The organism is Streptomyces sp. WM6386, assembly GCF_000972385.1.
Lineage (GTDB): Bacteria > Actinomycetota > Actinomycetes > Streptomycetales > Streptomycetaceae > Streptomyces.
Genome location: NZ_JXTE01000004.1, coordinates 191,426 through 206,483, shown reverse-complemented (window position 1 = coordinate 206,483; position 15,058 = coordinate 191,426). Strand labels below are relative to the sequence as shown.

Here is a 15,058-nt window from a genome sequence, read left to right as displayed (position 1 = left end):
CCCACCCCGGCGAACCCCCCGCCCGACTCCCCCTCCCCTCCACCGGCCCATCCGACGCCCCCGCCCTCTCCCTCACCTCGCTCACCTTCGCCTACGGCCCCGCCGCCGCCCCCGTCGTCCAGGACCTCCACCTCACCCTGCCACCCGGCGCCCACCTCGCCGTCGTAGGCCCGAGCGGCATAGGGAAGTCCACGCTCACCGCACTGGTCGCCGGGCTGCTGGAGCCCGGAAAGGGCTCGGTCCGGGTGTGCGGGCACCCCGTGCCCGGGGCGGCGGCCGCCGCGTGCCGGGTGCTCATCCCGCAGCAGGCGTACGTCCACACCGGCACCCTCGCCGAGAATCTCGGGCACCTGCGGCCCGACCCCGTGCCCGAGGCCGAACTGCTCGCCGCGGCCGGGGCGGTGGGGCTCCTGCCGTTGCTCGAAACGCTCGGCGGGCCGCGGGCGACGGTCGAGCCGGCCGCGCTCTCCGCGGGCGAGCGGCAACTCGTGGCGCTGACCCGCGCCTATCTGTCGTACGCCCCGCTCGTCCTGCTCGACGAGGCGACGTGCCATCTGGACCCGGAGGCCGAGGAGCGTGCGGAGCGGGCCTTCGCCGAGCGGCCCGGCGGCACCCTGGTGGTCGTGGCGCACCGCATGAGTTCGGCCCGTCGCGCCCACCGGGTCCTGGTCATGGACGGCCGGGAGACGGCCTACGGGACGCATGATGAGCTCATGCGGTGCTCGGCGCTCTACCGGGATCTCGTCGGCAGTTGGACGCCCGTGCCGTCAGAGCCAGCCCTCGCCCTGCGAGATCCGGATCGCGTCGACGCGGTTGCGGGCCCCGGTCTTGCGGGTGATGGCCGCCATGTAGTTGCGCACCGTCCCGTGGGACAGATGCAGGCTCCCCGCGATCTCCGCGACGGAGGCACCCTCGGCGGCCAGGACTAAGACGCTCAACTCCCGTCTGGTCAGCGGCATTTCGGCGGCCCTGAGGAAGCCGAAGCCCAGCGAGTCGTCGATGAAACGTTTCCCTTCGGCGACCCGCCGGATGCCACGCACCAGGTGTTCCGGTGAGCCCTCCTTGTCGACATAGCCGAGCGCTCCCGCCTCGGCCGCGCGTTTCAGGAGCCCCGGCCGGTTGGCGCTGGCCAGGACCAGCAGGCGGAGCGGCGGCGTGTCGGACTGGCGCGCGCCCAGGTCGCGCAGTGGGGGTATGCCGTAGCTGTCCGAGCACTCCAGGTCCGCCGCGCAGACGTCCGGCGCGACGGTTCGCAGCCGGCTCGGTGCGCTGCGCCACGGGGCGTCGAACACCCCGAGGTCCGGCTCCCGGCGCAGCCACTCCGCCAGAACCGATCTGACCAGACACTCGTCGTGCACCAGAAGAACCCGGATCAACTGCCCGTCCCTTCGATTCACCGTTCGCCGGTTCCATGGGGTGAGGAGCGCGTGCCCCATTGTTCGCGCCCCGCACCTTTCCCGGGCGCGAAGAACCGGCCAACAGGGTGCGCGGGGGCGCACACCCGGAGCCCGTACGCCGCCGCGCGCTTCGACTGTGGGGGCATGGGAGGGGGCCGAGGGGGTAGATGCCGGCGTTCGTCGTCGTGCCGGGACGCACGAACGGTCCGACCCTCCCGCCGGAGGGCCGGACCGTGTCCGTGGACTGCTGGTGGAGCGCTGTGGGTCTGTGGGTCAGTGGGTCTCGGTCAGACCGGAGGAGCCGTCCTCCGCGCCCGCGCCGGCTTCCTCACCGCCGACCTCCTGACCGCCGACCTCTTCACCGCCGACCTCCTGACCGCCGACCTCTTCACCGCCGACCTCCTGGCCACCAACCTCTTCGCCGCCTACCTCCTGGCCGCCGACCTCTTCACCGGCACCGGCTTCCTCGCCCGCCCCGGCTTCCTCGCCCGCACCCGCTTCCTCGCCGGCGCCGGCCTCGTCACCCGCGCCCGCCTCTTCGCCGCCGCCCGCCGCGTCGCCCGCGCCGAGGGTCGCGCCGACCGCCTCCAGGGCGGTGGTGACCGGCTGGAAGAAGGTCTCGCCGCCGACCGTGCAGTCGCCGCTGCCGCCGGAGGTCAGGCCGATGGCCAGGCCGTCCTGGGTGAACAGCGAGCCGCCGCTGTCGCCGGGTTCGGCGCAGACGTCGGTCTGGATGAGCCCGGTGACGGTGCCCTCCGGGTAGTTCACGGTGGCGTCGAGTCCGAGGACCTGGCCGTCGTTGAGCCCGGTGGTGCTGCCCATCCGGAACACCTGGAGGCCGACCTCCGCGTCCGCTGCCTGGGAGATCGCGACGGTCTGGTCGCCGACGTTGACCTCGCTCGGGGCGACGGTCGCCGGGTCGTCGTACTTGACCAGTGCGAAGTCGCCGTCACCGGGGAACGTGGCCTGGTCGACGGTGGCGATCGGAGCGCCGCCGTCCGCATCGGACCACTCCGCCGCCGCGACCCCGCAGTGACCGGCGGTCAGGAAGGCCGGGGAGCTGTCGCCCGCGGTGACGTTGAACCCCGCTGAGCAGCGGGCGCCGCCCGCGAAGATGGCGTCGCCGCCGGAGAGGAACGTCTTGAAGGTGCCGGCCGACTTCTTGATGGTCGCCATGCCGGAGCCGAGGGTCTGGACGGTCGACTCCAGCTGGTCCCAGTTGTCGCCGGTGACCGTGCTGTCGGCGGTGACCAGGATCTTGTTGGTCCGGGGGTCCACGGCCCAGGCCGTGCCCGGGATGGTCGCGTCGGACTTCAGCGTCTGCGCGCCGGCGGCCAGTTCGGCGAGGCTGTTGTCGACCTCGCGTATCTCCGCGCCGGCCTTCTTCGCCTGGACGATCACATTGTTGTTGTCGCCCGAGATGACGTTGACGACGAGCTGCTGCTGGTCCGCGTCGTAGTACGAACCGGCGAACGACTCGCCGAGCAGGTCGGCGAGCTGCGAGGCGAGATCCGAGGCGTCCGATGCCTTGAGGGTCCTGGGTGCTGCGGCCTGGTCCGAGGAGCCGTCCTGGTTGGCGTTCGCCTGCGGCAGGAGAATTGCGGCTGCTCCGAGCGCCACCACGCCGCCCGCTGCGATCGCGGCCTTGCGCTTCGGAATTCGCTTGTGACTCAAACTACTCGACCTCCTGAAGGACGGGGTCAGTGCCGCCGGTCGTCGGCGGCTTGTCGGGGCGCCTGGATGGCAGTGGGTACGCAGGAGTCACGTGGGGCGTTCAATTCCGTTTGCAGGCAATCTCTTTACGCAATCGCGAATCGGCCAGGGTCCGCGTCCGACGGGCCGGGAGCGGGAACAATCCCCCATATGACGATGACCACCGCCGAAGCCGACAAGATCCTCGCCGACAACTTCGCCCCCTGGGTCCTTGAACTGGGCCTGTCGGTCGAGGCCCTGGACGACCGCCGCGCCACCCTGCGTCTGCCCTGGTCGGACCGTCTGTCGCGGGAGGGCGGGGCACTGTCGGGACAGGCCTTGATGGCCGCCGCCGACACGGCCATGGTGATCGCCGTCTCGGGGGCGCGCGGCGCCTACGGACCGATGACGACGGTGCAGCAGTCGACGTCGTTCCAGCGTGCGGTGGCCGGTTCGGATGTCCTGATCGAGGCGGTCGTCACCAAGCTGGGCCGGCGTATGGCGTTCGCCGACATCACGATGACCGACGCGGAGTCGGGCGAACTCGCGGCCCGTGCGAGCACGGTGTACGCACTACTGGGCTGACACGGTCCGCGACCGGTCGACAACGGTCCGTTCCGAACTCCGTGCCGAATCCTGGCTTCAGGGAATCTGCACATCCCATACTCAACGAAGTCACCGGGCGCGGTGGTTCTGCACATGGCCGCACCGCCTCGTACGTCATTGGGGCGGGAGTGTCGCATTCGCTTCCCGGGCCGCAAGGGCTCGTATGAACGGAACACGCGCCAGGTGTGAAGAAGTCGCCACCGAGACGTGCGCACTCCTGCACGGTTCGGTGCTTGTGGGGCTCAAGTTGCCTGGTGAGGCCATTGGTTGATTGGAAGGGCACGGCCGCCGCGTGCTTTGATCCATCGCACCGCAGGAGCCGCACAGGGCTTCGGAAACGGGCGCTTGGCGCCTGCGGTCGCGGCCGTCCCCAGAGGGGTCACCGCTCCCCCTTGTGAATATCCATATGAAGGGAAGTTCCATCATGAACTCCACCCCCCAGGTTGAGACCGTCGAGATCTCCGACGCCGAGCTCGACAACGTCTCCGGCGGCCTGCAGCTGAACGCCCTGGGCACCGTCACCGGCCTGGTGGACGGCATCGCCCCGGTTTCCGGCCTGGTCGACACGGCCGTCGGCACCGTCGAGGGTGTCACCGGCCTCTCCGTGGCCCCGGTCACGAACCTGGTCGCCGGTCTCTGATCGCGCCTTGTGCCGAGAGTCCCGGAGCCGTTTCCCGGCTCCGGGACTCTCGGATGCGATAAAGCAACCGGCTCCCAGGGCCGGTCCACTGTCGTTTTCAGGTGAGGGAAAGTTCCGTGCAGTTCCGCCAACAGGCCCTCGCCAAGCTCCAGTCACCGGAGGAGCTCGACCTTCCGGTGCGTTTCGCCCGCCCCCAGGGCTGGCTCGCGCTCTCCGTGACCGTGGTCGTCATGGCCGCCGCGTCCGTGTGGGCGGTGACCGGTTCGGTCGCCTCCACCGTGAGCGCGTCCGCGATCCTCACCCACGGTCAGGGCAGTTACATCCTGCAGAGCCCCGTCGCGGGCCAGGTCACCGCGGTCCTCGCCGAGGAAGGCGAGCAACTGCCCGCCAACTCTCCCGTACTGAAGGTCCGTACGTCCCAGGGCGATACCGTCGTCCGCTCGGTCGCCGCGGGGCGGGTCACCGCGCTGGCCGCGACCATCGGGCAGATCATCCAGACCGGGGCGAACGTCGCCGCCGTGGAAAAGGTCGCGCACACCAAGGACCCCCTGTACGCCACCGTGTACGTGCCCGCCGAGAACGCGGCCTCCATCCCCGCGCACGCCGCCGTGGACCTCACCGTCTCCTCGGTGCCCACCCAGGAGTACGGCGTGCTGCGCGGCCATGTGAAGTCGGTGGAGCGCTCGGCGCAGTCCGCGCAGCAGATCTCCGCGTTCCTCGGGGACAGTCAGCTCGGCGAGCAGTTCAGCAAGGACGGCAGGCCGGTGGCCGTCCTGGTGAAGCTGGACAAGGCGTCCGGCACGAAGAGCGGCTACAAGTGGTCCTCCAAGGACGGGCCGCCCTTCACCCTGACCTCCATGACCGTGGCCACGGGTTCGATCCGGCTGGCCGACCAGCGCCCCGTCGATTGGCTGCTGCCGTGAGCACCGCACAGGACACCCGCAGCAGACGCCGCGCCACCCCGCCCAAGCGGCCCGTCCCCAAGGGCAGGGCGAAGACCGTCCGTACGCCCACCGTCCTCCAGATGGAGGCCGTGGAGTGCGGTGCCGCCTCGCTGGCGATGGTGCTGGGCCACTTCGGCAAGCACGTCCCGCTGGAGGAGCTGCGCATCGCGTGCGGTGTCTCGCGCGACGGCTCCCGCGCGAGCAACCTCCTCAAAGCGGCCCGCAGTTACGGTCTGACCGCCAAGGGCATGCAGATGGACACGGCCGCCCTCGCCGGGGTGAGGACGCCGGCCGTGCTGTTCTGGGAGTTCAACCACTACGTCGTCTACGACGGCATGGGCCGCCGCTTCGGCCGCCGCGGGGTGTTCATCAACGACCCCGGCAAGGGCCGCCGGTTCGTGCCCATGGAGGACTTCGACTCCAGCTTCACCGGTGTCGTCCTGGTGATGGAGCCGGGCGACGGCTTCACCAAGGGCGGGCGCAAACCGGGGGTGCTCGGCGCGATGCCGGCCCGGCTGCGCGGCACCGCGGGCACGATGCCCGCCGCGGTGCTGGCGAGCCTGCTCCTGGTGCTGGTCGGCGCGGCGGTGCCCGCGCTGAGCCGTACCTATATCGACATGTTCCTGATCGGGGGGCAGACCTCCCTGCTCGGCGTGCTGTTCGCGTCGATGGGGACCTGTGTCCTGCTCACTCTGGTCCTCACCTGGCTGCAACAGGCGAACCTGCTGCGCGGCCGCATCATCTCCTCCACGCTCTCCAGCGCCCGCTTCCTGCGCCATCTGCTGCGCCTGCCGGTGACCTTCTTCTCCCAGCGCAGCCCGGCCGACCTGGTGCAGCGCCTCCAGTCCAACGACGCCGTGGCCGAGACGCTGGCCCGCGATCTCGCTGCGGCGGGCGTGGACGCGGTGGTGGTCGTGCTCTACGCCTTGCTGCTCTACACCTACGATCCGCAGCTCACGTTCGTCGGCATCGGCGTAGCCCTGTTCAACATCGTGGCCATGCGGGTCGTCATCCGCCTGCGCGCCACCCGTACGGCGAAACTCCGCGCGGACAGCGCCCGGCTCACCAACACCGCCTACACCGGCCTCCAGTTGATCGAGACGATGAAGGCGACGGGCGGCGAGGACGGCTACTTCCGCAAGTGGGCGGGACAGCACGCCACCACGCTGGAGGAGCAGCAGCGGCTCGGCGTGCCGAGTGCCTGGCTGGGCGTGGTCGCCCCGACGCTGGCCTCGCTGAACAGCGCGCTGATCCTGTGGATCGGCGGCATGCGCGCGGTGGAGGGCGGCATCTCGGTCGGTCTGCTGGTGGCGTTCCAGGCCCTGGTCACCCGCTTCACCGCCCCGATCACCCGGCTCAACGGAGTCGCCGGGCGCATCCAGGACTTCGCGGCGGACGTGGCCCGCCTCAAGGACGTGGAGAACTTCCAGGCGGACCCGCTCTACGGCCGCCCCGGCGCCGGCGACTCCACGCGCCGTCTGCACGGCCATGTCGAGCTGCAGAACATCACCTTCGGCTACAACCCGCTCGACAAGCCCCTGCTGACCGGCTTCGACCTGACCGTGGGGCCGGGCCAGCAGGTGGCCCTCGTCGGCGGTTCGGGCAGCGGCAAGTCCACGGTCTCCCGGCTGATCTCGGGTCTGTACACGGCCTGGGAGGGTGTCATCCGCATCGACGGACAGCGCCTGGAGGACATCCCGCGCGGGGCGCTCGCCTCCTCCGTCTCCTTCGTCGACCAGGACGTCTTCCTCTTCGAGGGTTCGATCCGCGACAACGTGGCGCTGTGGGACCCGTCGATCCCGGACGAGGCGGTGGTGGACGCGCTGCGGGACGCGGCGCTGTACGACGTGGTGATGCGCCGCCCCGGCGGCATCCAGAGCCGGGTCGAGCAGGACGGCCGCAACTTCTCCGGTGGCCAGCGCCAACGCCTGGAGATCGCCCGGGCGTTGGTCCGCCGCCCCAGCATCCTGGTGCTGGACGAGGTGACGAGCGCGCTGGACGCGGAGACCGAGCAGATCGTGATGGACAACCTCCGCAGGCGCGGCTGTGCGTGTGTGGTGATCGCACACCGGCTCAGCACCGTGCGCGACAGCGACGAGATCGTCGTTCTCCAGCACGGCACGATCGTGGAACGCGGGCGGCACGAGGAGCTGGTGGCGCACGGCGGTGCGTACGCGGCGCTGGTCAGGGAGCGTTGAGATGACGACCGCACACGAAGGGGACGTCGTCCTCACCGCGCTCGGCGCCATGGGCACCCCCATCGACTGCTCGGGGCTCAACCGCCTCGACCTCGAAGGCCCGCAGGTGCTCTGGCTGGTCGCGTCCGGAGCCGTGGACCTGTTCGCGGTGGACGTCGAACAGCAGGGCCACTGGCATCACCTGGGCCGCCTGGAGGCGGGCTCCCTGATCCTCGGACCCGGCCCCGGTCCCCAGCACACCCTGGTCGCCCGCCCGCTCAGGGACTGCGTGGTCCACCGCATCGGACTGCGGGAGCTGTACCAGCCCGCGAACACCCAGACCTGGTCCTACGACGAGTACGGCAACCCCCAGTACGTACCGCCGACTTCGAGCCCGCTGGAGTACGCCCTCGCCCTCGGCGTCGGCCGCAGCCTCTCGATCCTCTTCCAGGCTCCGATGGCGAACGAGCGTGCCGCGGAGATCACCGACGACGACGTGTTCTGGATGCAGGTGCCGCCGGGCAGTGTGCAGTACGGATCGCTGTACGGCGCCGAGGCGGCCGCCGATCTGCTGATGGACCCGGCGGTATGGCAGAGCATGGTCGACCAGCAGTACCGGCTGCTGACCACGCTGGACCGCTGGATCGAGCAGCTGGAGCGCACTCACGAGAACCGGACGGCGGAGGGCATCAAGGCGGGTGAGGCGGTCCGCGCCCAGGCCGACCGGACCCTGCTCGCGTCGATCGGCAAGTCCTCGGGCAAGCGCACGACGCCCGCCGACGCGGACGCCTCCTACGCGGCGTGCAAGCTGGTCGCCCAGGCCGCCGGGATCACGCTCGCCGACCCGGCGCAGAGCGGTACCGGCAGCGATCGTCTCGACCCGGTCGAGCAGATCGCGCTCGCCTCCCGCATACGGGCCCGGGCCGTGCGTCTGGACGGCAGCTGGTGGCGGGACAACGTCGGCCCGCTGGTGGGCCATCGCGCGCTGTCCGGTGCGCCGGTCGCGCTGCTGTGGCGGCGCGGCGGCTATGTGGCGGTGCATCCGGCGACGGGCCGTGAGACGCCGATCGAGAAGGCCAACGCGGAGGAGTTCGAGCCGCGTGCCGTCATGTTCTACCGGCCGCTGCCCGAGCGGCGGCTCAGTCCGCTCAGGCTGCTGCGGTTCAGCATGCAGGGCATGGGTGGGGACCTGACGAACCTCCTGCTCAGCGGGCTCGTCACGGTGGCGATCGGGGCGATCGTGCCGATCGCGACCGGCAAGATCCTCGGCGAGTTCGTACCCAAGGCGCAGACGAACCTGATCGTGCAGGTCTGTCTCGCGATAATGATCAGCAGTTTCGTGGCGGCGGCGTTCATGCTGCTGCAGAACCTGACCATCCTGCGTCTGGAGGGCCGTATCGAGGCAACCCTCCAACCGGCGGTCTGGGACCGGCTGCTGCGGCTGCCGACGAAGTTCTTCACCGAGCGGTCCACCGGTGAGCTGGCGAGCGCGGCGATGGGCATCAGCTCGATCCGCCGGCTGCTGGCGGGCGTGGGGCCGGTCGTCGCCCAGTCGGTGACCGTCGGCGCGATGAACCTGGGGCTGCTGTTCTGGTACAGCGCCCCGATGGCGATGGCGGCGATCGGCATGCTCGTGGTGATCGCCGGGGTGTTCCTGGGGCTCGGGCTGTGGCAGGTGCGCTGGCAGCGGCGCCTGGTGGTGCTCGGCAACAAGCTGAACAACCAGGCCTTCCAGACCCTGCGCGGTCTGCCCAAGCTGCGGGTCGCGGCCGCCGAGAACTACGCGTACGCGGCCTGGGCCTCGGAGTTCGCACGCAGCCGGGAGCTCCAGCAGAAGGTGGGGCGGATCAAGAACCTCACCACGGTGATGGGCGCCGTCTATCTGCCCATCTGCACCCTGCTGATGTTCATGCTGCTCGCCGGCCCGGCGCGCGGCTCGATGTCGGCGGCGGCGTTCCTCACCTTCAACACCTCGGTGACGATGGTGCTGACCTCCGTCACCCAGCTGACCGGCTCCTTCGTCTCGGCGGTGGGCGCGCTGCCGCTGTTCGAGGAGATCAGGCCGGTCCTCGACGCCGCCCCCGAGGTGCGCACGGCGACCACCCGGCCGGGCCCGCTGTCCGGCGGGATCGAGGCGCGCAGGCTGTCCTTCCGCTACTCCGACGACGGCCCGCTCGTGCTGGACGACGTGTCCTTCGAGGTACGCCCCGGCGAGTTCGTGGCGGTGGTCGGCCCCAGCGGCTGCGGCAAGTCGACACTGCTCAGGCTGCTGATCGGCTTCGATCCACCGGTCTCGGGCAGTGTGCTGTACGACGGTCAGGACCTGGCGGCGCTCGACCAGTCGGCGGTGCGCCGGCAGTGCGGGGTGGTACTTCAGCACGCCCAGCCGTTCAACGGCTCGATCATGGACGTCATCTGCGGGACCGAGCCGTTCACGCCGGAGGAGGTCATGGTGGCGGCCGAGATGGCCGGGCTCGCGGAGGACATCAAGCGGATGCCGATGGGGCTCCACACGATCGTCTCCGGCAGCGGTGCGGTCTCCGGCGGCCAGCGCCAACGGCTCATGATCGCGCAGGCGTTGATCCGCCGGCCACGCATCCTGTTCTTCGACGAGGCGACCAGCGCCCTCGACAACGAGACACAGCGCAGGGTGATCGAGTCCACCAAGGCCCTCAACGCCACCCGGATCGTCATCGCACACCGCCTCTCGACGGTGCTGGACGCCGACCGTGTGATCGTGATGGAGGACGGCAAGGTCGCCCAGCAGGGCCCGCCCGCGCAGTTGCTCGCGGACACGGGCGGGCGACTGCACGAGCTGGTGCGCCGACAGCTGGCGTGAGGGGTCAGTCGAGGCCCGGGACGGGGGCGCCGGAGGGGACACCGGCGGCCACGTAGCCGTCGTAGAACTCCTTCCAGGGGGCCTGACTCCTGGTGGGCGACCCGTTGGCGTATGTCTCCAGGGCGGCCAGGCAGACCTCCCAGCCGGCGCCGTTGCGGGCCGCGGTGTTCGCCTCGCTCAGCACGTTGGTGAGCGTGAAGCGGGTGCGCTTGTCGTCCAACGCCTCCAGGTCGAAGTGGAGTTCGTCGCCGCCCCACTCGAAGGACAGGTGCCGGGGCGCGTCGACGGACAGGACCCGGCCCTTGGAGTCCGCCATGTTCGGGTCGCCGCTGAACCTGATCTCCCCGCCGGGGCGCGGGTCGATCTCGGCGCGGGACGGGAACCAGTGGGCGAGTTCGTCGGCATCGGTCACGAACTGCCAGACGCGCTCGACGGGATGGTCGTAGGTACGGCTGAAGCGGACGGCCGGGCGACCGTCGTCCAGGGTCAGGTAGGTGCCGGTGAGGTCTGCGGACATGGTGGATCAGTCCTTCGAAGAGGGTTCCTCGGGGTCGTCCGGCGCGGTCTCGTCGAGGCGGCGGCCCAGTACGTCCAGGCTGTTGTTCCACAGCCTGCGGTAGGGGGCCAGCCAGGCGTCGAATGCGGCGATCGGGGCCGGGTCGAGGGCGTAGACACGGCGCTGCGCGTCCTGCCGGACCCGGACCAGACCCGCTTCCCTGAGCACCTTCAGATGCTTCGAGGTGCTCGGCTGGCTCAGACCGCATTCCTCCACGATCTCCCCGACAGGCCGCGGCCGCTCCAGGAGCAGCGCGACGATGGTCCGCCGGTGGGGGTCGGCGAGGGCGGTCCAGAGCGCGGCGTCGGACATGACTCCAATATGCCTCTGCGGTTATATGCCAGTCAAGGCATACGGGGCTCGGGAGACCGGTCGTCCGTATGCACCCAGGTCGCCAGTGCCCCCAGCGCGGCCGCGAACCGGTCCGGGTGGCGCAGGAACTCCATGTGGATGCCGGGGAACTCCACCCAGGGCGCACCGATCCGGCGGGCGATCTCGACCGACGGCCGGGCGTAGTACGTACCGCGGTCCTCCGCGCCGGCGCCCAGGACGATCGGGAACGGCGCCGACTTCAGGGCGGCCTCGTCGGGGCGGAAGCGGGCGAAGCCCTGCCATTCGGTGCCGAAGAGGTGGTCCTGGTTACCGAGGAAGCGCCGCCACAGATCGTCCGGCCAGCGATATGTCCCCTCGCCGCGCACCGTCTGCGCGAACCGGCGGCCCGCCGCCGGCGCTCCGCCCTGCGCGTAGCGCTCTGCCAGGTCGGCGAAGAAGCCGCGGGCGGGGTCGCCGTCGGGCAGGACGTTCACGGCGGGCGGTTCGTGGGCGATCAGGCCGGCCAGGGAGTCGGGGTGCAGTGCGGCGAGAGTCAGCCCGATGATCGCGCCCCCGCTGTTGCCGAACACCAGCGCCCGGCCGCCGGCCAGGCCGTCGATCAGGGTGCGGGCGTCGGAGGCCTGCTGCGCGAGATCCATCGGCACGCCGCAGCGGCCGGTGCTGCGCGAGTTGCCGCGCCGGTCGTAGGTGATCACGGTGAAGGCGTCGGCGAGGTCCGCCGCGACCTTTGTGTAGTAGCCCGCGTCTCCGCCCGCGCCGCTGATCATCAGCAGCGCCGGACCGCTCCCCCGCCGCTCGTAGTACAGGCCCGCGCCGTCGACCTCGAATGTGCCGCTGATCACAATCGACCTCTCCCCTCATCGAAACTTTGCCGTTTCGCTAAAAGTGTTCTAGCCTCAAGGTGTACGAAACAGTTTCGTTTACGACTTCGTAAAATCCGAACGACTTCCCTGGAGTGGTTCCGCCATGTCCCAGAAGACCCTGACCGAAAGCGCCCCGACGGGCGCGGTCGAGGCGTCGCCCGAGGCCTCCTCCAAGCGGTGGTGGATCCTCGCGGTCATCGCCCTCGCCCAGCTGATGGTGGTCCTCGACGCGACCATCGTGAACATCGCCCTTCCCTCGGCCCAGGCCGACCTCGGCTTCTCCGACGGCAACCGGCAGTGGATCGTCACCGCCTACGCGCTGGCCTTCGCCTCCCTCCTGCTGCTCGGCGGCCGGATCGCCGACCTCTTCGGCCGCAAGCCGGCCTTCCTGATCGGTGTCGTCGGTTTCGCCGCGGTCTCCGCGCTCGGCGGCGCCGCCACCAACTTCGAGATGCTGGTCACCGCCCGTGCCCTCCAGGGTGCCTTCGGCGCGCTGCTCGCGCCCGCCGCGCTCTCCCTCCTGAACACGACGTTCACCGACGCCAAGGAGCGCGCCAAGGCGTTCAGCGTCTACGGCGCGATCGCCGGCGCGGGTGGCGCGGTGGGTCTGCTGCTCGGCGGCATCCTGACCGACGCCCTCGACTGGCGCTGGACCCTCTACGTCAACGTCGTCATCGCCGTGATCGCCTTCGTCGGCGGCTGGTTCCTGCTCAACAACCACCGCGACGCCGCGGGCTCCAAGCTGGACGTGCCCGGCACGATCCTCGTCGCCGCCGGTCTGTTCGCCGTGGTCTACGGCTTCTCCAACGCCGAGACGCACGACTGGAGCTCGCCCGAGACCTGGGGCTTCCTGATCGCCGGCGGTGTGCTGCTGGCCTCCTTCACCTGGTGGCAGACCAAGGCCGCGCACCCCCTGCTGCCGCTGCGCATCCTGCTCGACCGCAACCGCGCGGCCTCCTTGATCGCGGTGCTGATCTCCGGCGCGGGCATGTTCGGCGTCTTCCTCTTCCTCACCTACTACCTCCAGCTCAACCTGGGATTCAGCCCGACCAGGACCGGAGTGGCGTTCCTGCCCATGGTCGCCGCGCTGATGGTCATGGCCCAGCTCGGCACGACCACCCTGGTGCCGCGGATCGGCCCGAAGGCCGTCATCCCGCTGGGCTTCGCGATCTCCGTGGCCGGCATGGCCTGGCTGACCGGGATCGGCAACGACTCCCACTACCTCACCGCCGTGCTGCCCCAGCTGATCATCATCGGCGCCGGTCTCGGCCTGGTCATGCCGGCGGCCATGCAGCTGGCCACCGGCGGAGTGGCGGCCGAGGACGCGGGCGTCGCCTCCGCCACGGTCAACGCGATGCAGCAGGTGGGCGGTTCGATCGGTACGGCGCTGCTGAACACGCTGGCCGCCAGCGCCGCGACCGACTACCTGGCCGGGAAGGACGCGACCAACAAGCTGGTCCAGGCACAGGCGACGATCGAGAGCTACACCACCGCCTTCTGGTGGTCGGCGGGCTTCTTCGCCGCCGGTGCGCTGATCGTCTTCCTGCTCTACCGGCGCGGGGTACCGGAGCAGGACGCGGACGCCGCACCCGTCGTCCACATGTGAGCGCCACCTGAACCGAGGGGCCGCCGTCCGCAGGGAGACGGCGGCCCCTCCTCGCTGTCATGGTGGCGGTGTGCGCACACCGGTGGCAGCCCTCGGCAGCACGGTCTTCTTCGCGCTCGCGCCCGGCACGGTGGCCGGGCTGCGGTCGTGGTGGCGGCCAGGGGCTGCTGCCCGCCCGGCCGGTGCTGTTCGGCTACGGCGCCGGTGCCTGGGCGCTGATGTGGGCGTTCACGCGGTGGTACGAGGAGCCCGCGCTCGCCGACCGGTTCGGTCCGCAGTACACGCGCTACCGCGGTGCCGTGCCCGGCTGGTTCCCTCGGCTCGTGCCCTGGCATGGTGAGTGAGGGCCGGAAAAGGGTACTCACGAGTCCATGCGAATCAGCGTGGTGGATGTGGGCTCGAACACGGTCCGGCTGGTAGTGGCGGATGCGGAGGGTGGGGTGCCGCTGCCGGTGCACACCGCGAAGTGGCGGCTGAGGTTGTCCGAACAGGTCGACCCGGGCGGCCCCTTGCCCGAGGAGGCCGTCGAACGGCTCGTGGGCGCGGTGGCCGAGGCGAGCAGAACCGCGGCGAAGTGGGGCGCGGCACCGCCGCAGGCCTTCGCGACCGCCGTGGTGCGCAACGCCTCCAACCGCAGCGAGGTGCTGCGCGCGGTGCGTTCACGGACCGGGGTCGCGCTGTACACGCTGCCGGGCGAACTGGAGGCCGAGCTCACGTTCCTCGGCGCGCGGCGCTGGATGGGCTGGCGGTCGGGTCCGCTGGCACTGCTCGACATCGGCGGCGGCTCGCTCGAAGTGGCCTTCGGGCGAGGCCGGTTGCCGGATTTCGTCGCCTCGTTGCCGCTGGGCGCGGGACGGCTGACCCATGAGTTCTTCGAGAGCGGTGATCAGCCGACGCCGGATCTGGTGCGGGCGCTGCGCCGCCGGGTCCGCCACCAACTGCGGGACGTCGCGGCCCGGATCCGCTGGGAGGGGCCGCACACCGCGGTGGGCACCTCCCGCACCTTCCAGCAGCTGGGGCGGCTGTGCGGGGCCCCGCCCGGACGGCACGGGCCCTTCATGGAACGCCGGTTGCGCCGCTCGGACCTGCGGGAGGCGATCGTCCGCCTCGCCGGACTCCCCGCGGCCCAGCGCTCCCTGCTGCCCGGCATCTCCGCGCCACGCGCCAACCAGAGCCTGGCCGGTGCACTGGTCGCGCACACGGCGCTGAAGCTGACCGGCATCAAGACGGTCACCCTGTGTCCATGGGCGATCCGCGAGGGAGTCCTGCTGCGCCACATCGAGGACGGCGCGTCCTGGTGGACGGAGGTCAGCCGCCTCAACGAGGCGACCGCCTCCCAGGAACCGGTCCCCCTGCGCATCGCGGCCGCGGGAAGCTGACAAAGGCGAAGAACGCCGGGAAAGGA

The 15,058-nt window shown here is 70.7% G+C and carries 13 protein-coding genes and 1 pseudogene; 9 read left to right on the top strand and 5 right to left on the bottom strand.

All coding sequences use genetic code 11. From position 1 onward, the window contains the following. Positions 1 to 929 (top strand): ABC transporter ATP-binding protein (locus TN53_RS49270; protein ID WP_159038096.1); only part of this gene is annotated, 929 nt, incomplete at its 5' end. Here TN53_RS49270 and TN53_RS48130 read toward each other — a convergent pair. Together TN53_RS48130 and TN53_RS04305 are read right to left on the bottom strand one after the other, a co-directional pair. After that, a pseudogene (locus tag TN53_RS48130) lies at positions 852 to 1,436 on the bottom strand (LuxR C-terminal-related transcriptional regulator); the annotation flags it as partial. The gene TN53_RS49270 and the pseudogene TN53_RS48130 overlap by 78 nt on opposite strands. Before the next feature lie 234 nt (positions 1,437 to 1,670). Then, positions 1,671 to 3,071: a S1 family peptidase gene (locus TN53_RS04305; protein ID WP_046256966.1), complete on the bottom strand. Its 1,401-nt coding sequence runs from the start codon at positions 3,069 to 3,071 to the stop codon at positions 1,671 to 1,673. Positions 3,072 to 3,260: 189 nt separating this feature from the next. On the opposite strand from TN53_RS04305, the gene TN53_RS04300 reads away from it, so the two are divergent. The 5 genes from TN53_RS04300 (at position 3,261) to TN53_RS04280 (ending at position 10,295) form a co-directional block, all read left to right on the top strand. Further along, complete coding sequence (locus TN53_RS04300) at positions 3,261 to 3,674, top strand: PaaI family thioesterase (RefSeq protein WP_046256965.1); 414 nt, start codon at positions 3,261 to 3,263, stop codon at positions 3,672 to 3,674. Between the two features lie 445 nt (positions 3,675 to 4,119). Continuing rightward, positions 4,120 to 4,335, top strand: a complete 216-nt coding sequence (locus TN53_RS04295) for a hypothetical protein (protein WP_046256964.1) — start codon at positions 4,120 to 4,122, stop codon at positions 4,333 to 4,335. 116 nt (positions 4,336 to 4,451) lie between these two features. Beyond that, the gene (locus TN53_RS04290) at positions 4,452 to 5,258 is read left to right on the top strand and encodes an HlyD family efflux transporter periplasmic adaptor subunit (RefSeq protein ID WP_046256963.1); all 807 of its coding nucleotides are present in this window, start codon (positions 4,452 to 4,454) and stop codon (positions 5,256 to 5,258) included. After that, a complete protein-coding gene (locus TN53_RS04285) occupies positions 5,255 to 7,477 on the top strand; it encodes an NHLP family bacteriocin export ABC transporter peptidase/permease/ATPase subunit (protein ID WP_046256962.1) in 2,223 nt (740 codons plus the stop codon). The genes TN53_RS04290 and TN53_RS04285 overlap by 4 nt, the downstream gene beginning before the upstream one ends. A gap of 1 nt (position 7,478) precedes the next feature. Further along, on the top strand, positions 7,479 to 10,295 hold the full coding sequence (locus TN53_RS04280) for an NHLP bacteriocin export ABC transporter permease/ATPase subunit (RefSeq protein ID WP_046256961.1): 2,817 nt from the start codon (positions 7,479 to 7,481) through the stop codon (positions 10,293 to 10,295). Positions 10,296 to 10,299: 4 nt separating this feature from the next. Here TN53_RS04280 and TN53_RS04275 read toward each other — a convergent pair whose 3' ends face one another. The 3 genes from TN53_RS04275 to TN53_RS04265 are packed head-to-tail and all read right to left on the bottom strand — an operon-like array spanning position 10,300 to position 12,026. Beyond that, positions 10,300 to 10,812, bottom strand: coding sequence for an SRPBCC family protein (locus tag TN53_RS04275; RefSeq protein ID WP_046256960.1), 513 nt, complete (start codon positions 10,810 to 10,812; stop codon positions 10,300 to 10,302). A 6-nt stretch (positions 10,813 to 10,818) separates the two neighbouring features. Next, entirely contained in the window at positions 10,819 to 11,163 is a 345-nt protein-coding gene (locus TN53_RS04270) for an ArsR/SmtB family transcription factor (protein ID WP_046256959.1), read from the bottom strand. 32 nt (positions 11,164 to 11,195) lie between these two features. Further along, positions 11,196 to 12,026 carry an alpha/beta fold hydrolase gene (locus tag TN53_RS04265; protein ID WP_046256958.1) on the bottom strand — a complete coding sequence of 277 codons (831 nt, stop codon included), beginning with the start codon at positions 12,024 to 12,026 and terminating at the stop codon, positions 11,196 to 11,198. A 124-nt stretch (positions 12,027 to 12,150) separates the two neighbouring features. Here TN53_RS04265 and TN53_RS04260 point away from each other — a divergent pair, with 124 nt between their 5' ends. The 3 genes from TN53_RS04260 to TN53_RS04250 all read left to right on the top strand — a co-directional run bounded on the left by TN53_RS04260 (position 12,151) and on the right by TN53_RS04250 (position 15,032). Further along, positions 12,151 to 13,653, top strand: coding sequence for an MFS transporter (locus TN53_RS04260; RefSeq protein ID WP_046256957.1), 1,503 nt, complete (start codon positions 12,151 to 12,153; stop codon positions 13,651 to 13,653). 68 nt (positions 13,654 to 13,721) lie between these two features. After that, positions 13,722 to 13,997, top strand: coding sequence for a hypothetical protein (locus TN53_RS44670; protein WP_199924510.1), 276 nt, complete (start codon positions 13,722 to 13,724; stop codon positions 13,995 to 13,997). Positions 13,998 to 14,024: 27 nt separating this feature from the next. Then, positions 14,025 to 15,032 (top strand): hypothetical protein, encoded by a 1,008-nt coding sequence (locus TN53_RS04250; protein WP_046256956.1) that lies wholly within the window; start codon positions 14,025 to 14,027, stop codon positions 15,030 to 15,032. Positions 15,033 to 15,058 lie beyond the last annotated feature (26 nt).